The sequence below is a fragment of the Mucilaginibacter aquariorum genome (assembly GCF_024498135.1).
In the GTDB taxonomy this organism is placed as follows: domain Bacteria; phylum Bacteroidota; class Bacteroidia; order Sphingobacteriales; family Sphingobacteriaceae; genus Mucilaginibacter; species Mucilaginibacter aquariorum.
Genome location: NZ_JANHOH010000018.1, coordinates 1 through 17,463, shown reverse-complemented (window position 1 = coordinate 17,463; position 17,463 = coordinate 1). Strand labels below are relative to the sequence as shown.

Annotated in this window: 20 protein-coding genes and 1 other RNA gene; 16 read left to right on the top strand and 5 right to left on the bottom strand. The window is 42.0% G+C overall.

Annotation, left to right across the window (positions count from 1 at the left end; translation table 11 throughout):
• Nucleotides 1-132: 132 nt before the first annotated feature.
• Together NPE20_RS26730 and NPE20_RS26725 are read right to left on the bottom strand one after the other, a co-directional pair.
• A complete protein-coding gene (locus tag NPE20_RS26730) occupies nt 133-921 on the bottom strand; it encodes a murein L,D-transpeptidase catalytic domain family protein (RefSeq protein WP_256541785.1) in 789 nt (262 codons plus the stop codon).
• Between the two features lie 200 nt (nt 922-1,121).
• On the bottom strand, nt 1,122-1,700 hold the full coding sequence (locus NPE20_RS26725; protein ID WP_256541784.1) for a nitroreductase family protein: 579 nt from the start codon (nt 1,698-1,700) through the stop codon (nt 1,122-1,124).
• Nucleotides 1,701-1,829: 129 nt separating this feature from the next.
• On the opposite strand from NPE20_RS26725, the gene NPE20_RS26720 reads away from it, so the two are divergent.
• Entirely contained in the window at nt 1,830-3,047 is a 1,218-nt protein-coding gene (locus tag NPE20_RS26720) for a dicarboxylate/amino acid:cation symporter (RefSeq protein WP_256541783.1), read from the top strand.
• A 57-nt stretch (nt 3,048-3,104) separates the two neighbouring features.
• Here the strand turns inward: NPE20_RS26720 and NPE20_RS26715 are convergent, their stop codons facing one another.
• The 3 genes from NPE20_RS26715 to NPE20_RS26705 form a co-directional block, all read right to left on the bottom strand.
• Entirely contained in the window at nt 3,105-3,494 is a 390-nt protein-coding gene (locus tag NPE20_RS26715; RefSeq protein WP_256541782.1) for a putative quinol monooxygenase, read from the bottom strand.
• 146 nt (nt 3,495-3,640) lie between these two features.
• Nucleotides 3,641-4,180 carry a hypothetical protein gene (locus NPE20_RS26710; RefSeq protein ID WP_256541781.1) on the bottom strand — a complete coding sequence of 180 codons (540 nt, stop codon included), beginning with the start codon at nt 4,178-4,180 and terminating at the stop codon, nt 3,641-3,643.
• Nucleotides 4,181-4,195: 15 nt separating this feature from the next.
• Nucleotides 4,196-6,628 carry an alpha-ketoacid dehydrogenase subunit alpha/beta gene (locus tag NPE20_RS26705; protein WP_256541780.1) on the bottom strand — a complete coding sequence of 811 codons (2,433 nt, stop codon included), beginning with the start codon at nt 6,626-6,628 and terminating at the stop codon, nt 4,196-4,198.
• 136 nt (nt 6,629-6,764) lie between these two features.
• Between NPE20_RS26705 and NPE20_RS26700 the strand changes: the two genes are divergently transcribed.
• The 15 genes from NPE20_RS26700 to NPE20_RS26630 form a co-directional block, all read left to right on the top strand.
• Nucleotides 6,765-7,166, top strand: coding sequence for a DUF1573 domain-containing protein (locus NPE20_RS26700; RefSeq protein ID WP_256541779.1), 402 nt, complete (start codon nt 6,765-6,767; stop codon nt 7,164-7,166).
• 123 nt (nt 7,167-7,289) lie between these two features.
• Nucleotides 7,290-8,495: a pyridoxal phosphate-dependent aminotransferase gene (locus NPE20_RS26695; protein ID WP_256541778.1), complete on the top strand. Its 1,206-nt coding sequence runs from the start codon at nt 7,290-7,292 to the stop codon at nt 8,493-8,495.
• Between the two features lie 127 nt (nt 8,496-8,622).
• Nucleotides 8,623-8,992, top strand: a transfer-messenger RNA (tmRNA) gene (ssrA, locus tag NPE20_RS26690).
• Between the two features lie 248 nt (nt 8,993-9,240).
• A complete protein-coding gene (locus tag NPE20_RS26685; RefSeq protein ID WP_256541777.1) occupies nt 9,241-10,458 on the top strand; it encodes a site-specific integrase in 1,218 nt (405 codons plus the stop codon).
• A gap of 68 nt (nt 10,459-10,526) precedes the next feature.
• The gene (locus NPE20_RS26680) at nt 10,527-11,057 is read left to right on the top strand and encodes an ORF6N domain-containing protein (protein WP_256541776.1); all 531 of its coding nucleotides are present in this window, start codon (nt 10,527-10,529) and stop codon (nt 11,055-11,057) included.
• A 58-nt stretch (nt 11,058-11,115) separates the two neighbouring features.
• On the top strand, nt 11,116-11,877 hold the full coding sequence (locus NPE20_RS26675; protein WP_256541775.1) for a hypothetical protein: 762 nt from the start codon (nt 11,116-11,118) through the stop codon (nt 11,875-11,877).
• A gap of 172 nt (nt 11,878-12,049) precedes the next feature.
• A complete protein-coding gene (locus NPE20_RS26670) occupies nt 12,050-12,319 on the top strand; it encodes a helix-turn-helix transcriptional regulator (protein WP_256541774.1) in 270 nt (89 codons plus the stop codon).
• 14 nt (nt 12,320-12,333) lie between these two features.
• Nucleotides 12,334-12,594 (top strand): helix-turn-helix domain-containing protein, encoded by a 261-nt coding sequence (locus NPE20_RS26665; RefSeq protein WP_256541773.1) that lies wholly within the window; start codon nt 12,334-12,336, stop codon nt 12,592-12,594.
• Between the two features lie 158 nt (nt 12,595-12,752).
• A complete protein-coding gene (locus NPE20_RS26660; protein ID WP_256541772.1) occupies nt 12,753-12,914 on the top strand; it encodes a hypothetical protein in 162 nt (53 codons plus the stop codon).
• A 172-nt stretch (nt 12,915-13,086) separates the two neighbouring features.
• Nucleotides 13,087-13,464 (top strand): plasmid mobilization protein, encoded by a 378-nt coding sequence (locus NPE20_RS26655; RefSeq protein WP_256541771.1) that lies wholly within the window; start codon nt 13,087-13,089, stop codon nt 13,462-13,464.
• Nucleotides 13,454-14,434: a relaxase/mobilization nuclease domain-containing protein gene (locus tag NPE20_RS26650; RefSeq protein ID WP_256541770.1), complete on the top strand. Its 981-nt coding sequence runs from the start codon at nt 13,454-13,456 to the stop codon at nt 14,432-14,434. Before NPE20_RS26655 ends, NPE20_RS26650 begins: the two co-directional genes overlap by 11 nt.
• A 38-nt stretch (nt 14,435-14,472) precedes the next feature.
• Nucleotides 14,473-15,075: a hypothetical protein gene (locus tag NPE20_RS26645; protein ID WP_256541769.1), complete on the top strand. Its 603-nt coding sequence runs from the start codon at nt 14,473-14,475 to the stop codon at nt 15,073-15,075.
• A gap of 1,219 nt (nt 15,076-16,294) precedes the next feature.
• A complete protein-coding gene (locus NPE20_RS26640; RefSeq protein WP_256541768.1) occupies nt 16,295-16,498 on the top strand; it encodes a hypothetical protein in 204 nt (67 codons plus the stop codon).
• A gap of 13 nt (nt 16,499-16,511) precedes the next feature.
• On the top strand, nt 16,512-17,150 hold the full coding sequence (locus NPE20_RS26635; protein WP_256541767.1) for a nitroreductase family protein: 639 nt from the start codon (nt 16,512-16,514) through the stop codon (nt 17,148-17,150).
• A gap of 36 nt (nt 17,151-17,186) precedes the next feature.
• Nucleotides 17,187-17,463, top strand: a 277-nt coding sequence (locus NPE20_RS26630; RefSeq protein ID WP_256541766.1) for an SDR family NAD(P)-dependent oxidoreductase, incomplete at its 3' end; no start/stop codon positions are given.

Genomic DNA, 17,463 nt, shown 5'->3' with positions numbered 1-17,463 from the left:
AATCGCCGGCCACACTTATCTTTGAAAATGAAAACACCACAAAGTGTTTATAAACAAAAATCCCAGCTACTCTCGTAACTGGGACTATCGTAAAATCTGTCAACTTATTTCAGGACGATTCAGTTAGTTTGTTTAAAGCGATGCCATTGCAGCTGCCCCTGTAGTGTCGGGCGTTACAAAGTTGGCAGGTGCTGTTTCGTCCAGCAGTTTCGAAGTATAATTGCTATCGTTACCATTAATGTACAACATAGTGCCGCCTTTAATAGTATTAATAACCTTATCAGATACTTCAGGCGATACTGCAGGGCAGCCAAAGCTGCGGCCTAATCTGCCTATCTGGTTAATAGTGTTCTGGCAAACATAATCTGCAGCATGTATAACAATACCGCGTGCACGTGCAGCACTGTTTATGCCTGCATCTAAGCCATCCAGTTTTAACGAACGGCCATGTTTACCCATATAAACCTCGCTCGCCAAATAAAAACCTAAGCTGCTTTGGTGCGACTCGTCCTTATTTGAAAAACGGTTGGCCATATCATCGCCACTGCCTTGCCCATGAGCAACCCATGTGTTTAATACCAACGATTTGTTTAATATATCGATGATCCACATACGTTTTTCACGGCTCGATTTTGTAAAATCGACTACAGTGATAATATTGCTGTTTTGGGATATTTTATTAGCCAGCTTAAGGTTTAAAAAACCTGTAACCGCTTTTTGAAATACAGCCACATCCATACCTGTTTGTTGCAGGTTTGCTGTGTTATAAATATCTGAAACGTACTGTGCAAAAACTTCTTTCGCACCGTATGTTTTAACTATATTTTTATTTGTCTTGATCGCGCTTGTCGGTTTCCAACTGATAACCGTTATAGAAAATAACAATAAAGCGCCAATGATCCACCACAAGTGTTTCCTCATAAATATTGGGTTTAATGGTTAGTTTAAATTTGGTAACAAATCACTAATGATGTACTATTAGTTGATTTTAATTAATACAAATATACGCAAAAAAGCCAAAAATATTGTCACAGCAGTCTAATCATCCACTTTTAAGAAAATTTTTTACTGAAAGGTTAATGTTAAACAACTAATGAGGAACGAAAATAAAACAGGAATTATTATTTATTCCAGGTGATCTTATCTTCGATAGGTGTTTTTCTTTTGCCTTCGGGATGTTCTTCTGTATAACCTAAAAACAAAACGCCTAAAATGCTATCCTCGGCACCTAAGCCAAAATGCTCGGCATAAGCGGGCTTTAAAACCATACCGCCTGTACTCCAAAAAGCGCCGATATTTAAAGCCGTAGCACCTAATAAAAGGTTTTGTACCGCGCACGATGCAGCTATTACTTCTTCAAACTGAGGGATCTTTGGTAAATCGCCACGTTTTTGGTAAGCAATAATAACATGCGATGCATTGTTACCCTGATTTTGCAGGTTGGTATATGTTGTTGGGTTAAAGCTTTCGCCCGGATTGGCAGCTTTAAACAACTCGGCATGCTGCGCGCAATAAGTTTTAGGGTCTTCAAAAACGATGAAACGCCAAGGCTCGGTTAAACCGTGTGTAGGCGCCCAGTCGGCAAGTTCTAATATAGAAGCTATATGCCCGTTAGGTATTTTATTACCGTTCATGGTTGACGGTTTTATAGTACGACGGGCCTTAATGTTATTTGCGATTGCTGAAAATGTAGTATCCATAGTTGTATAATATAACAGCCTGTTTTAGGCATGCGCAAAAATAGAAATAAGTTACATGAATAGATATTTTAAGGGAGATATTATTTACCTTTCTACCGTTTAGTTCACAGCAATACAGCAGGCAAATAAATGAGTAACTGGATAAAAAATTATAGCGGGATGATCTGGTTGATAACCGGTATTATTGCGGGTAGCATAGCCGGCATAGTGCTGGGGCCAAAGGCGGAAATATTAAAACCTATAGGCGATATATTCCTGAACCTGCTGTTTGTTGCCGTGATACCTTTGGTGTTCTTTGCCATTTCTTCGGCCATTGCCAATTTACAGGGTTCGCAAAAGTTAGGACGTATTATGGGTGTGATGTCGGCTGTATTTTTGGGCACATTGATCATGGCGGCCCTGCTCACCATCGTTGCTTTATGGGTTTTTCCAATAGGGAAAACGTCATTCGCGGCGGCTGGTGCCACGCCTGCAGAAATAAGCAAAAACTTGTCTGGTGACCAGATAACCCAACTGTTTACCACCAGTGAATTTTTCAACCTGTTATCGCGTAAGAATATGCTGGCCATGATCATCTTTGCCATACTTGTCGGCTTTGGTGCACGCAGCGCGGCTGAAAAAGGCAAAGCATTTGTTCAGTTTTTAAACGCGGGTAACGAGGTATTTAAGCATGTGTTCGGTATTATTATGAAAGCCGGCCCGATAGGTTTAGGGGCATATTTTGCTTATCAGGTTGCCGTGTTTGGTCCATCGTTATTTGGCACTTATGCTCATGTGCTGGGCATTGGCTACGGCGTAAGTTTGTTTTACTACGCGGTGTTTTACAGCCTCTATGCCTTTATTGCAGGAGGTATAAAGGGTATCAAACGATACTGGAAAAACAACATTATCCCCTCGGCTACTGCAGTGGGTACATGCAGTAGTATTGCTACCATACCCGCAAATTTAGATGCCGCCAAAAAAATGGGCATAACTGATGCTATCTCCGGAATAACTATCCCGCTGTTAGGCACCTTACACAAGGATGGCTCCAGTATTTCTTCTATCCTGAAAATGTCGGTGGTGTTTGCCATGTTTGGAAGGGGTTTCGACGGCGCGGAAGTAATTATCCTGGCGCTGGGTATGACCGTATTGGTAAGCATTGTTGAAGGCGGCATACCTAACGGCGGTTACATCGGCGAACTGTTGTTTATATCGGCTTACGGCTTCCCACCCGAAGCCCTGCCACCCGCCATTATCATCGGCACATTAATTGACCCTGTAGCCACGCTTTTAAACGCCACCGGTGATACAGCTGCCGCGATGGTAATAAACAGGTTTGCCGGAGAAAAGCAGCAGGTAACATAGTTAGATAAGATCACCCACTTTAAGGGCTCTATAACAAATCCATCTTCCTGTATGATGTTATTGCCTGGGTTTCAAGGCGCTTCCGATAAGATCAACATCAACCAGCTCTAATGATTTCACCATGTTTTGTACGGCGGCCTTGTACTTTTTAAAATGTGATGTTTGTATATGTGATTGGTACGCGGCAGTATCTGCATATATCTCCAGGATAGTAATATGCGCCGGGTTATTTTTATCGGCTACAGCGTAGTAGGTTAATACGCCCGGTTCAAGTTTAACGGCTGTCGTCATCTGCTCTTTAAGTGCCGTGTTATATTGTTCTAATTGTGCAGGGTCTACCTGGATTTTTGCAAGCCTCACCATTTGCTTTTTTTGCTGCGCAAAAGCGCCCCCAACCGTAAATAACGATGCCGCTATTATAATCACGCATAAAAGCTTTTTTTTCATTTAGTGAATATAGCAAACTTTACCTGTAACGTCATAAATCGTAGTGAACAAAAAATCAGGCAGCGGCTTTATTGCAAAAAAATCCTGGTAATTATCAGGCCTTAAAGTATCTAATAAAGTCAAGCGATTTGTTTTGATTTTTGAACTTATTTCCAGCTGATGTTTACACGAACACGATAAGTACCGGCTCCAAGAATAATAAACTGATTTATGTACATTTTATCTGTTTCCCAATTATCATTAAAGCCAACCCAATCATCCTCACTTGTATTAGTTTCTTTAAATTGTGGATGTTGGTTTTGGATTTGTGCAGCTATAAACTCTTTGTTATTATTAAATAGTTTTCGAAGTTCATCTTCGTTCTGTTTATTACCGCCCCAATTATATTCAACCAGGCGTAAGGTACTATCCGGCAACGAAAAAAAATAACTAGCATTACCATTAAAAGGGTTAAAGTCTCTAATATATACTTTAGGATTAGCGAGTTGAAAACCACTTATACCTGACACATAATCTTTAGCTAAACTTATTTGATAATTATAATTAAAAGTCTTACCTCCGGCTTTAGCTTCTAAAGAATCAACTATACTTAACGGTTTTCTTTCAAACATAAAATCCACCTGCTGCCCAAAGCAAAGTATAGGTAAAAGATTTAATAAAAGAACCGCTAAAACCCTATTGACCATCAGTTGATTCCGTTCTTAAAATATCGCAGGATACTTACCCGGGTTAGCTTCGTGCATTATATTATAAACGGCTTCTATAACATCATCATGTGATGGTTTGCTAAAGTAGTCGCCATCTGAACCATAAGGCGGCCTGTGTTCGGCGGCGCAAAGGGTTTTTGGTTGCGAATCAAGCGAGTAATAACCGTTTTGTGCCTCGATAACCTTTTGAAGGATATATGCAGAGCCACCACCAGGCAGATCTTCATCAATCACCAGTAACTTATTGGTTTTTTGCAGCGATGTACCACAAAGATTATCGGTATCAAAAGGATATAATGTTTGCGGATCAATCACCTCTATGTTGATACCCATCTTCTCCAGCTCTTCGGCGGCTTCCATAACAATACGCAGGGTAGAACCATAGGTAACCACGGTAACATCGCTGCCTTGTTTTATTATTTCGGCCTTGCCCAACGGCACGGTGAACTCGCCTACGTTTGCCGGTAATTTTTCCTTTAAACGATAACCGTTAAGGCATTCAATAACCAAAGCCGGTTCGTCGCCACGCAACAGGGTGTTATAGATACCTGCAGCCTGTGTCATATCGCGCGGAACGCAGATATGCATGCCACGCATGGCATTCAATATCAAACCAAGTGGCGAGCCCGAGTGCCAGATCCCTTCTAAACGGTGGCCACGGGTACGCACAATTAAAGGCGCGCGTTGCCCGCCGCGGGTACGGTAGCTTAAACTGGCCAGGTCATCACTTAAAACAGTGATAGAGTATAATAGGTAATCCAGGTACTGGATCTCGGCAATTGGGCGTAAACCACGCATGGATAAGCCCATCCCCTGCCCTATAATTGTAGCTTCGCGGATGCCGGTATCAGTAATACGCAGGTCGCTGTATTTGCTTTGTAAACCGGCAAAGCCCTGGTTCACGTCACCTATAGAGCCCACATCTTCACCAAAAGCAACGATAGCTTTATCGCGCTCAAAATTGGCGTCAAAACAAGCGTTTAATACCTCGCGACCATCCATCAGCTTAGCATCATCCGCGTATTGCGGTGCTACAACCGGTACATATAACGGCGACTTTGGTGTATCAGTAAACAGCTTTGAGTTAAAGCGTTCTACATTTTTATCTTTTTCGGCAGCTAACCAATTGATAAGGTTTTGCCTTGCTTCAGAATTTTCCTTAACAGTTAAGCGTAAAACCTTGCGTACACAGGCAATGGTATCGCGCCTGCCCGGGTCAACACAAGTTTGCAGTGACGACATCAAGCCGACTAACTCATCGCGTTTGGCAGATTGCTGCGCGATAATGTCTATCAACTCAACAGCCTCAGCCATTTCCGCTTTTATCTCATCCTCCAGTTCGCTCCAGGCTTCACGCTGGCAATTGCGTACATATTTTTTGGCCTCAGCCTCTAAGGCATCAACTTCCTCTACAGAAATAATGGCCGATTGAATCATCCATTTGCGCATTTGCAAAAGGCAATCATGCTCTTCTTCCCAGGCTAACCTGTCTTTTGATTTATAACGCTCGTGGCTGCCCGATGTAGAGTGGCCTTGCGGCTGTGTCATTTCAATAACGTGTACCAATACGGGCACATGCTCTTCACGGCAAATTTTTATGGCGCGTTCGTAGGTTTCGCAAAGGCCCGCATAATCCCATCCGCGTACTTTAAATATCTCGTACCCATCGGCGTTTTTATCCCGCTGGAAACCTTTTAATATTTCTGATATATCTTCTTTTGTGGTCTGCAGCTTTGCAGGTACTGATATAGCGTAGGCATCGTCCCATATAGAAATTGCCATAGGCACTTGCAGTACACCGGCAGCATTAAAGGTTTCAAAAAATAGACCTTCGGATGTTGAACCGTTACCTATGGTGCCAAAAGCAACCTCGTTACCATTAACAGAAAACTGTTTCAGGTATTCCAATTCTTTATTCTGTCGATATAGCTTTGACGCGTAAGCCAAACCCAGCAAACGCGGCATGTGGCCACCCGTGGTTGAAATATCGGCGGCGCAGTTCATGGTTTCGGCCTGGTTTGTCCAGTTACCATCGGCATCAACATAACGTGTTGCATAATGGCAATTCATTTGTCTGCCTGCAGATGCCGGGTCCTTTTCAATATCCGGGTTGGCATAAAGCTGTGCAAAAAACTCTTTAAGGTTGCTCATTCCGGTGGCAAACATAAAAGTTTGGTCGCGGTAGTAGCCTGCACGCCAGTCTCCCTTTCGGAAAACCTTGGCCATAGCTAACTGGGCAACTTCTTTTCCGTCGCCAAAAATGCCAAACTTGGCCTTCCCCGTAAGCACTTCGCGCCTGCCTATAATACTGGCCTGGCGGCTTTCGAAGCCAACACGGTAATCATTGATCACAATTTTTCTAAAATCGTCAAAACTGAGTTCGGAAGCATTTGTACTGCTACCTGTGTGTATTACAGTTTCGGGCATATAAAATTTTGTTTAGGCGGTAAAATTAGGAAATTCTATTCTGTTATTTGTATTGGTAGATGTAAAACATATAGTTTTTACAATAGTTTTGTATTTAGGTTAAACCTTTTATATTTGTAATAATCAAACACGTAACATGAAAAAAATATTATTGATATGCGCGGTGATTTTAGGTTTTGCCTTTAATGCATCTGCCCAAAGCGATCAAAAAGCCGAGTTTAAATTTAACGAGGAAAAGCACGATTTTGGTAAAATTGCACAGGGAACCCCGGTTACTACTGTATTTGAATTTACTAACGTTGGTACCGAGCCGTTAATTTTAACCGAAGTTAAACCTACCTGCGGTTGTACTATTGCTGATTACACTAAAACACCTGTTTTAAAAGGTGCTAAAGGTTCAATCAAAATCACCTACAATGCAGCTGTAGTTTCGGCTTTCAATAAAACCATTGTAGTTACTTCAAACGCTAAAACACCTACAAAATATTTAAATATTGTGGGCGAAGTAGTTGCGAAAGCACCTGTTAGCAGTAAGTAAGCTTCCCTCTTATAAAGCATTTAAGGCATCGATTTATCGGTGCCTTTTTTTGTGCCCTTAAATAATGTTATGTATGCATAGATTTTACAAAAGGTGTATTACATCTTTTTACTAATTTTGCGCATGCCAAAAATTTCGCAAAAAGGGCAGCGGATGCCCGCATCTCCTATACGTAAATTAACACCTTTTGCTGATAAAGCTAAGCTTGAAGGTAAAAAAGTATACCACCTTAATATCGGCCAGCCGGATATTGAAACACCCGAGGGTATGCTGAACGCCATCAAAAATATCGACTTTAAAGTATGGGCCTATACCCCATCTGAAGGTACGCTGAGCTATCGCAAAAAGCTTACAGAATACTATAACAAACTGGGTTACAACATTACGCCCGAAAATATAATTGTTACTACAGGCGGATCTGAAGCAATAACTATTGGTATGATGGCCTGCCTTGATCCGGGCGATGAGGTGATCATTCCCGAACCATTTTACGCTAACTACAATGGCTTTGCAAACCAGAGCGATATCGTGGTAAAACCCATCTTATCTTACATAGATAATGGTTTTGCCCTGCCACCTATCAGTGAGTTTGAGAAGTTAATCACGCCTAAAACTAAGGCCATCATTATTTGCAACCCCAATAACCCTACCGGTTACTTGTACTCGCAGGAAGAACTGGACGCATTAAAGGTTTTGGCATTGAAGTATGACCTGTACTTATTCTCGGATGAGGCATACCGCGAGTTTTGTTATGACGGGCGCAAGTTTATATCGCCAATGCATTTAGATGGCCTGGATGAAAACGTGATTGTAATGGATACCGTTAGTAAACGTTACAGTGCCTGCGGTGCCCGTTTAGGTTGCTTGCTCACCAAAAACAAAGCGGTACTGGCTGCAGGATTAAAATTTGCCCAGGCGCGTTTATCGGCAGGTATGGTAGAGCAAATTGCAGGTGAGGCCGCGGTTGATACTCCTGATGAATATTTTACAGCCGTTAATAAAGAATACACCAAACGCCGCGATATATTGGTAGGTGCCCTTAATAAAATAGAAGGCGTTTACTGCCCTAACCCGGGTGGCGCATTCTATGTAGTGGCGAAGTTCCCGATTGATAACGCCGATAAGTTTTGCCAGTGGATGCTGGAAAGCTTTAGTTACGAAAACCAAACAGTTATGATGGCACCTGCTACAGGTTTTTACAGCACCCCGGGAGCAGGAGCTAACGAAGTAAGAATGGCCTACGTATTAAACAACGACGACCTGAATAAGGCCATGGTTTGTTTGGCAGAAGGTTTAAAGGCATATCCGGGGCGTACAGTTGGCAGTTAATGGTTTGTAATTGGCGACAATAATGTCATTAACTGCATTATAACTTCAATAAAGCCCTTATGGTATATTTTTTGTACTTTTGTAATATCTGCAAACTGGCAACTAAAAACTGCCAACTCTACAAAATGGGGTCGACCGGAATTGACAGGATGGAGATAACTAAGTAAGCATGCAGCGCGTTGGGTGAATTAGCGCTTAAATCTGAACGCTCAAACTTACAAATGGCGAAAATAACTACGCCTTAGCTGCCTAATTTAGAATTAGCATAGCTTTTGTCCCGCCGGTTTTCCTTCTCATTGGATCGGCAACCGGGGCATCGAAAAATGAGAATAGCCTGCTTAAGGTGTGGTAAGCAAGCGAAACAAAACACCTAAGGATTTCGGTACAGGTAAGCGGTTAACCTTCCTTAATCCCTACAATTAAATAACAGCTAAGCATGTAGAAAGCTTTACTTATACCATGTTTGGACGAGGGTTCGAATCCCTCCGGCTCCACTTAATTCAATGTTAAAACAGACAAAAAGCCTGCAAATCAAATGATTGCAGGCTTTTGTTTTTTAATCAAATGGCTATATTATTCGCCAATTCGCAATAAAGAGGAGCGTAATTCGGTGAGTAAGTTTAGAAATTTCTTACTCACCAAAACGATCTATTACTTTGATAATCAAGATGTTCAAATTTTGAACATCTTGTACAGATGTGATTGCAAGCTTAATTTTGTTTCACTTTTTAATGCTTAAAACATTATGAAAACTAATTTCAGCTTGCTTTTTTATTTAAAAAAGCCAAAAAACTATCAAAGCGGCCTGGTGCCGATTTATCTACGTATTACCGTAAACGGTAAGCGTTCCGAAACTACTACAGGTCGGGAATGTGAGCCCTCTCTATGGAACAGCATTGCGGGAAGATTAAAAGGAACTAAGGAGGACACCAAATCCTTTAATGCCTATTTAGACACGTTGCAAAAACAAGTTTATGAAGCACACAGTCAATTGACCGAAGTGAAAAGCAGTATTACCGCTGAAACTCTTAGGGATAAATTATTGGGTAAAAGCGAAAAAACAAGAATGCTTTTAGATATATTTAAAGACCACAATAAGAAAGTTGCCGCATTAGTTGGTAAAGAATATGCTGCTGGTACGTCGATTCGCTATCAAACCTCACTAAAACACACCCAAGATTATTTGCAGTGGCAATACAAAGTGTCGGATATAGATATTAAAAAAATCGACCATGATTTTATTACCAATTATGAGTTTTATCTCCGTTCAGAACGCAATTGTGCTAATAACTCTGCTTTTAAATACATAAAGAATTTCAAAAAAATCGTTGGCATTTGCTTATCAAGCGGGTGGTTAGACAAAGATCCATTTATCAATTACAAAATAAGGATTAAGCAGGTTGACAGGGTTTTTCTGAATGGAGATGATTTGCAAGCTATGGCCGACAAAGTATTTTCAACAGAGCGCTTAAACCAGGTAAGGGATATTTTTTTATTTTGCTGTTTTACGGGTTTAGCTTATGCTGATGTAAACAAGCTTAAACGCAACGAAATTGTCAAAGGTCTGGACGGAGAAATGTGGATATTCACAAAACGTAAAAAAACAGACACCCCAAGCCGTATTCCATTATTACCACCTGCCTTAACTCTACTTGATAAATACACAGGTCATCCAGCTTGCAGTAATTTAGGTAAAGCTCTTCCGGTCAGTACCAATCAAAAAATGAATGCTTATTTAAAAGAGATAGCGGGCATTTGTGGTATAGATAAACCTTTGACTTTTCACATTGCCCGACACACTTTTGCCACTACCGTTACACTATCAAACGGTGTACCTATAGAGAGCGTAAGCAAAATGTTAGGACATACCAATATTAAAACTACACAGCACTACGCTAAAATATTGGATTTAAAAGTTAGCCACGACATGGCCGCCATTAGACAGAAATACGCCGGAATTTAATTTTTAGATCTCTAAGGTCACATTTTGTGACCTTAGAGAATTTTATTAATCATACAATAAATTTTAAAATGGAAAATCAAATTATAACTGATGGAGTCATTATGACTAAGATATTTTACATCAGAGGACAAAAAGTGATGCTTGATAAGGATTTGGCGGAATTGTATGGTACAGAAACCAAAAAACTCAAGCAACAGGTTAACAGAAATCTTAACAGATTTCCAAACCACTATATGTTTGAGTTGACAAAAGAAGAAAATGAACTTCTAAGGTCGCAAAATGCGACATTAAAGAAAGGGGAACATTCCAAATACCTGCCATTTGTTTTTACACAACATGGCATTTTAATGTTGTCTAATGTGCTTAAAAGTGAAAGCGCGGTCCAGGTAAGTATTCGGATTATAGATGTTTTTGTTAGGCTAAGAGAGGTTTACGCTGAACAAACGGAAGTTTGGTTAGCTATTGAAAAGATAAAATCCAAGCTTGATAATCAGGATAAGAATATGGAAATAGTATTCCGATATCTTGACGAGCTAATCGATAAAAAAGACAACCAACCGCCCCGCAAAGCGATTGGCTTTAAACCCGACGGTTTTTAAGAATCATTTTAAAACAAAGCTTTATAGTAAATTTGTTATCTATCTAAGAAACAGGTTTATGAGAGCACAATATTTTAAACATCGTCATTGGGCTGATTTTTCCCAAGACACCAACGATATAGGCCGCCCCTTGTTTTGGCCAAAAGATAACGAAGACAATCATTTCTTATACAGATTATATGATAAGCAGGAAGCAGGATTTCCTGCCTTTTATCAATATCATCTCGATTATTTTCTAAAGCTTTATCCCGATGCCGAAGAAAAAGAATTTTTCACACACGTTTGGGAAATAATTGACGATGCCACCGCCGAACTGAAAGTAAAAAACCGCTACACTTCCAGGCATGCAATGGAGTTCAGAAATAAACAGCATTTAAAAAGTTTCTTAGCTTACCTAAAAACTATTGATCAATGGAATACAGGCCGAACCAAAGACGAGATAATTGCAGATAAAGAGGGTGAAATCAGAATCCTGAAAGAACAAAACGCAGAGCTGAAAGAAGAACTTAAAGCCGCGAGGAAATTAGAAACTGAAGACTTTATTAATATTCAGGAGGGGTATCTTTTGACCGTAGTTGACCTTGCCAAGAAGATGCAAGGCTTAGAATTAAATGGTAAGGAACTTGTATTTTCACAAACACAAACTGTCTGGACAAAGATGATCTGTAAGAATTTCAGGCATGACAATAAGGAAATTAAATTTGAAACCATACGGCGATATTTCCCCGGCAACCCTGACGAACCCAGCGGCAGGTCAGCCGCAGTTCCCACTAAATCACAGCTTTTTCAAATAGTTGAAGCGAAAAAGCGAAGCGGATAAAGCTCGCTTTTTTGCTTTGCCCCTTAGTTTGTCAACATCTATCATTTTATTGATAATGAGTTAATTGCGCAGCATTTCAACTTAACTCAAACCACTCCAATTTAACCACGCGAATCTGCGTGGTAACGAAAAATAGCCTTTTTGCCAGTTATTTGATTTCAAATCAAAGGCTATGGAAATATTCAGCACAAACGCCCTAAGCCAATGCATCAGGGATGCAGTCAGGGCAGAACTACAAGAACACTTTAAAACAGGCGCCATCCAGCCGCTGGATTCGGAAAAGCTTTTATCCAAACAGGAGCTTGCCGCCGAACTCGGCGTGTCATTGGTAACGCTTACCGACTGGATGAAAAAAGGCTTACCCTATTTGCGCCTGCATAAACGGGTGTACTTCAAAAAAAGTGAGGTACTCAATGCCATGCAACAAACTATCAAAGATTAAAAGGAGGATGACAGATGAATGTGGAATTGGTCACAAGAGAAGATTTAAGGCGGTTGGAAGATTTATTAAAAGAGATTAAACAGATTGTACAGCCGGGACAGAGCCAGCCTAAAAAATGGCTAAAGAGCAGCGAGGTTAGAAAGATGCTGAATATCTCACCAGGCACTTTACAGAACTTACGCATCAACGGTACACTACGCTTTACCAAAATGGGCAGCATCATGTATTACAAGTTAGAGGATATTAACAAGGTATTGGAGGAGAACCGACAATGATTATCTCAAAAGAATTAAACGGTTACAGCGACACTATTAAACGCATGGGAACGGACAAACGGGTCCTAGCAACTCATGTAAGCCTGTTTACGGCTTTATTTATTTTTTGGCAGCGGGGTGACTTTATTAGCCCTTTTGCTATAACCCGAAAAACGGTAATGTCATATTCAAAAATCGCATCCATTGCTACTTACCACAAGTGCATCAGGGAACTGGATGAGTATGGTTATATCCGTTACCAGCCATCTTTTCACCCGGCAAAAGGCAGTATTGTTTATTGGCCTGATGGCTTAAAAGCTACTGGTTTAAAAGCAGTTTGAGATATGTAGCTATACCGACTATTCCCGCTTGCGGGGATAGCGGTCTTTTATCCGGCAGTAAGGAGCGAGTTAATGTTTTTGCTACACAAAAACCCGAACCCGCCCCGTTGGGTTGGTTCGGAACTCGCTCCCGTTGGTCGGTTTTTAAAGCATCAAAAAACGAAACGAACACATGACAGCAACTACTGAAAATAAAACAATAACAAAAGTGCGGACACCCGGTAGACCGAAAAAGACGATCAGAAGGAGTGACTTTTTAATGGTACGCTTAACCCCAACGGAAAGAATCCTGATAGAGGGTAGAGCGAAAAATGCCGGGCTGAAACCCAGTGAGTGGTTTCGAAGAGCTGCGAAAAACGCCAAGGTTTTCCCGCGCTTCACTGTAGAAGAAACCGGCTGGTTCCGGATGTTGGCGGGGGTAGCAAATAACCTTAACCAGTTGACCCATCTGGCGCATGTGGCAGGCCTCTTTACGCTTGCTATGAAATGCCAGACCATACTAAAACAGGTAGAAGAATTAATTACAAAATTTAGCAGCCATGATGGGTAAGCCGATCACCGGGAGAAGCTTTGGCGGGTGTGTTCGCTATGTGGTGAATAAGCCGGAAGCTAAAATATTATCTGTCGAAGGTGTACGAATGCAGAACGCATCTGCCATGATTAAGGATTTTAACCTACAACGTAAAATGCGACTGGAGTTAGGTAAAGCAGTTGGGCACCTGGTACTCAGCTGGAGCAAAGAAGACCTACTCAAATTAAGCGATCATATCATGGTGGAGCGGGCGAAAGAGTATATGGAGAAAGTGGGTATTAGAGATACACAGTATGTAATCGTGCGCCACAGTGACCGGGCCCACCCACATCTTCACTTGATTTACAACAGGGTGGATAATAACGGCAAGACCATTAGCGACAAAAATAACTTCGCTAAAAATGTCAAAGCCTGTAAGGAGATCACCCTGAAATACGGCTATCACATAGGTGAAGGAAAAGATCTGGTGAACCGCCAGGCACTAAAGGGCAAAGAGAAGATCCGGTACGAATTATACGATGCTATTAAAGCAGGCATGAAAACAGCCATTAACTGGAAACAGTTGGAAGCTCAGCTTGCCAGACAGGGAATTACTATTGCTTATAAATTCCGTAGCGGTACCAATGAAGTACAAGGCATATCCTTTGAAAAAGGCAATATCAAAATGAAAGGTTCCGATGTTGACCGGAATTTGAGTTTTGCCCGGATCGCCTCGACTTTAAATCGGAACCAGCAGGTACAGCAATATCATGCGGCAAGGGAATCAAATCAACCATTTGTTGCTAACCAGCTGCGTGATTCAATCCGGCAGAGCGTTCAAGCGGAATACAGCCATAACCCAAGCGCGGGCAAAGGCATATTGGAAGTATTGCTGGAACCACAATTTGTCGCGGGACCGCCCGATCCAACGGGTGACGCAGATATCGCCCGCAGAAAACGGAAGAAGCACGAAGCGGAACATTCCCAGTCACAGGGTATAAGCAGGTAGATGAATTAACGATTAGAATGAACCTAAAAAGAATTTTTATGCAAAATGAAGAATTAGAAGAGAAAGTAAATATCATGGAAGAACTGATCCAGGGTTTTGCCGGTAGGATCAGTGTGATGGAGACCAGTATAGCCGAGTTCTTGAAAAGCTTTCTGGAACAATACAGGGGCACATTGGAAATGATCTCAGCACGGATTGAAACGGCTAACAAGCGGTATAACGATCAAAAAATACAACAGCAGATCGATGAATTGAAAGATGTTGTAGCAACAGTCCCGAAAGTCATTCGCGTGAAAAACAGTCATCATTTAGGTGCCTGGTCAAAGAATTTGATCATCTGCCTGGTAGTTTGTTTTGTAACAATGGCCGGATCGATCGGCACGGCATTATATTTCTATCATCAAAATGACCGCTTAAATCGCGAAGCCTATAATTTCTGGCTGGTTAGGGCGCTTTATCCTGAAGTAGCTAAGACCATAGATGCAAAGTTGACAGAAGACCCCAAGGGCTTTATAGACAAGGCTGAAAAAGCAATGGTCAAACAGCAGGCGATCATTGCTGCTGAAGCGGTAGCAGCGCAGGCGGAACAAGATCAAAAGGAGGCTAAGCAAAAGCTGGAAAAGGTGAAGGCAAATAAGTGACGTGTTTATGATAGCGAGGCCACTCCGCTACGGCAGGTTACTGCATTGCACCACGCGCTATGCGCCGGGTTCCATTTCGCAGCCAGCCTCGCTGTTCCACACAGGCAAGTATTCGTTCCTCATACACGCCTGCCTTTCAGCCGCGCCTAAAAAAACCACAACACCGCAATCACAAAGTTAGCGACACAGGAAAACAGTCAAGGGTATAATAAACCGCTGCTATTACCGCGGCCCTTGACAATTTTCCTGTTTTGAGCTTCATTTGTTTAAGCGGTAATGTGGTAGGTGTGTGCAGAGGAAAAAAAATTAGAGAACGAATCTGAAATTGATCTGAGCTATTGAAAGAATGGTCACACAAACCACCAATCCGAATATTTTTATAATTTGAGGCTCATTTACATTTAGGAGCTTTATAAAACTTTAGCGATTTAAACGCATTTATTAATTCTTTCGTTGGGCTTCTGTTAGTCGATATGAACTCATCATAAACCTATCTCTGCTATTTCCGGCGTTCCACAAACTGTCAATGTATATCCCAGTTATACCATTGGTTGATTATTTAGATAAAGCCAGTTTAGTTTTATAGCCGTCAATATTTATCCAATCAATCTTATTCTGCCGTACCTTTTGGAGATTTACCCTCTGTGGCTGTATCAAGATATTTATAGTTATAAGTTTGCTTTCCTTTAACAACTTTTGAAGTATCTCTTAAATAAATATTTCCGCTCTCAATCATATAATCTTCCCGATCATCGTCCTCATTTAGAGAGTTAGAATACCATCCTAAATCAAAATAAACAACTTTATTGGAGTCGATCTTTATTTCACCAACGTATGAGTCTTCTCCTCTTAACTTAATTTGCTCCCAGGCTTTTGGTACGTTGATGGTGAAGTATTCAAAGTTGAGGAGTTTTATCCTCGATCAGTAAAATGGTTCTTTTCATAGCGGAAAATTTATTAGACGGTCAGGTCTTCGTTAAAACAAGCGCCTTGAAAGGGCCATGATCGGAATAGATCGATTCGGAGGACGCACTGTGGCGTAATAAAGTTATCGAGGTCCGGGGAGTAGGCAATGTATACGGTGAGCACATTCCAAATGTTGTTTTTTGTTTTATTTTCTTTGTTCCCGCCTGATGAATATCATTTCGCAGGCTGACCAGGGTCATCTTTGCCGGGCTCTTATGAGGTTAATTTTGCCTATAACGACAATTGACCACTCATGAAAAAGCGAAGCATCAAGGTTCCAAATGAGGTACCGCCGGTAAAACAGCCGCCTGAAGTCAGGCCTCCGGCAGCACCCGGCCTGCCGCAGATCCCGGAAGAAGCCCCCGCTATGGAAACGGAAAAACAGTCCCGGGTATCGCCTTACGATTTCCCGCCTCCGGGGGAAGGTATTTTTCCGGAGATCTTTCGAACCTGTTAATCATACAAACGCCATGGAAACTCAATTAATCAAGGAAAATTTAACTAACGAAACCTTAAAAACCATCTTCGAAAGAAGAGCGGTCAGGAAATACCGCCCGGATATGGTAGAAGAGGCACTCCTGGATCAGATCCTGGCGGCGGGCCGCATGGCGCCATCCGCTATGAACAGGCAACCCTGGAAATTCTATATTGCTACGCATCAGGACACCATTGCTGCCTTTTCGAAGGCGATCGCAAAGGTCACGCCGAAAGTCCTGTTCCGGGAATTGCTTAAACACCCGGTAGCCGCGGTCAGGACCTTGCTGCACGAATTACCACAGGCCCTGCACGACAAAAGCCCCGATCCGGTGTTTCACGGCGCGCCTGTGGTCATCTTTATCACCGCTCCCAAGGATAACGAATGGGCGGCTTTGGATATCGGTATGTGCGCGCAGAATATGATGCTGGCTGCCATATCGCTTGGCCTGGACAGCTGCCCGGTCGGGTTTGCCAAGTTCATCGCACAGACGCCGCTCTACCATCAACTGGAGGTGCCCGATGCAGAAACCGTGCACTTAGCGGTGATCATCGGATATGGTGATGAAAAACCTGAGCCGCATCCCAGGGAAACAGCTAACGTCATCTTTATAGACCGTATGGAATGCTGCTGATCTGCAAACCGTGTGAATTCGAAAATAAAGAACGCCATGAAAACATTGGAAAATAAAGTTGCCCTGATAACCGGGGCGGGTTCCGGTATCGGCAAAGCCATTGCGCTATTATACGCCGCGGAGGGCGCCAAAGTGGCCGTTACGGACCATGACCTGGCTGCCATCGGCTACCTGTCGGAGTTAAGCCGGGTGCTGAAGTTCGCGATCGAGGTGGTACATATAGTGCTTAATGGGACCGATGGCTACGAACCGGAACAAAAGGAAACAACATTCAAAGAACAACTGGCCAAACTGAAGAATGCCCGGATCACCT

Excerpts from the sequence above, each read along its gene's own strand:
- NPE20_RS26730 (WP_256541785.1), bottom strand. The coding sequence starts at position 921 with ATGAGGAAACACTTGTGGTGGATCATTGGCGCTTTATTGTTATTTTCT.
- NPE20_RS26725 (WP_256541784.1), bottom strand. The coding sequence starts at position 1,700 with ATGGATACTACATTTTCAGCAATCGCAAATAACATTAAGGCCCGTCGT.
- NPE20_RS26720 (WP_256541783.1), top strand. The coding sequence starts at position 1,830 with ATGAGTAACTGGATAAAAAATTATAGCGGGATGATCTGGTTGATAACC.
- NPE20_RS26715 (WP_256541782.1), bottom strand. The coding sequence starts at position 3,494 with ATGAAAAAAAAGCTTTTATGCGTGATTATAATAGCGGCATCGTTATTT.
- NPE20_RS26710 (WP_256541781.1), bottom strand. The coding sequence starts at position 4,180 with ATGGTCAATAGGGTTTTAGCGGTTCTTTTATTAAATCTTTTACCTATA.
- NPE20_RS26705 (WP_256541780.1), bottom strand. The coding sequence starts at position 6,628 with ATGCCCGAAACTGTAATACACACAGGTAGCAGTACAAATGCTTCCGAA.
- NPE20_RS26700 (WP_256541779.1), top strand. The coding sequence starts at position 6,765 with ATGAAAAAAATATTATTGATATGCGCGGTGATTTTAGGTTTTGCCTTT.
- NPE20_RS26695 (WP_256541778.1), top strand. The coding sequence starts at position 7,290 with ATGCCAAAAATTTCGCAAAAAGGGCAGCGGATGCCCGCATCTCCTATA.
- NPE20_RS26685 (WP_256541777.1), top strand. The coding sequence starts at position 9,241 with ATGAAAACTAATTTCAGCTTGCTTTTTTATTTAAAAAAGCCAAAAAAC.
- NPE20_RS26680 (WP_256541776.1), top strand. The coding sequence starts at position 10,527 with ATGGAAAATCAAATTATAACTGATGGAGTCATTATGACTAAGATATTT.
- NPE20_RS26675 (WP_256541775.1), top strand. The coding sequence starts at position 11,116 with ATGAGAGCACAATATTTTAAACATCGTCATTGGGCTGATTTTTCCCAA.
- NPE20_RS26670 (WP_256541774.1), top strand. The coding sequence starts at position 12,050 with ATGGAAATATTCAGCACAAACGCCCTAAGCCAATGCATCAGGGATGCA.
- NPE20_RS26665 (WP_256541773.1), top strand. The coding sequence starts at position 12,334 with ATGAATGTGGAATTGGTCACAAGAGAAGATTTAAGGCGGTTGGAAGAT.
- NPE20_RS26660 (WP_256541772.1), top strand. The coding sequence starts at position 12,753 with ATGTCATATTCAAAAATCGCATCCATTGCTACTTACCACAAGTGCATC.
- NPE20_RS26655 (WP_256541771.1), top strand. The coding sequence starts at position 13,087 with ATGACAGCAACTACTGAAAATAAAACAATAACAAAAGTGCGGACACCC.
- NPE20_RS26650 (WP_256541770.1), top strand. The coding sequence starts at position 13,454 with ATGATGGGTAAGCCGATCACCGGGAGAAGCTTTGGCGGGTGTGTTCGC.
- NPE20_RS26645 (WP_256541769.1), top strand. The coding sequence starts at position 14,473 with ATGCAAAATGAAGAATTAGAAGAGAAAGTAAATATCATGGAAGAACTG.
- NPE20_RS26640 (WP_256541768.1), top strand. The coding sequence starts at position 16,295 with ATGAAAAAGCGAAGCATCAAGGTTCCAAATGAGGTACCGCCGGTAAAA.
- NPE20_RS26635 (WP_256541767.1), top strand. The coding sequence starts at position 16,512 with ATGGAAACTCAATTAATCAAGGAAAATTTAACTAACGAAACCTTAAAA.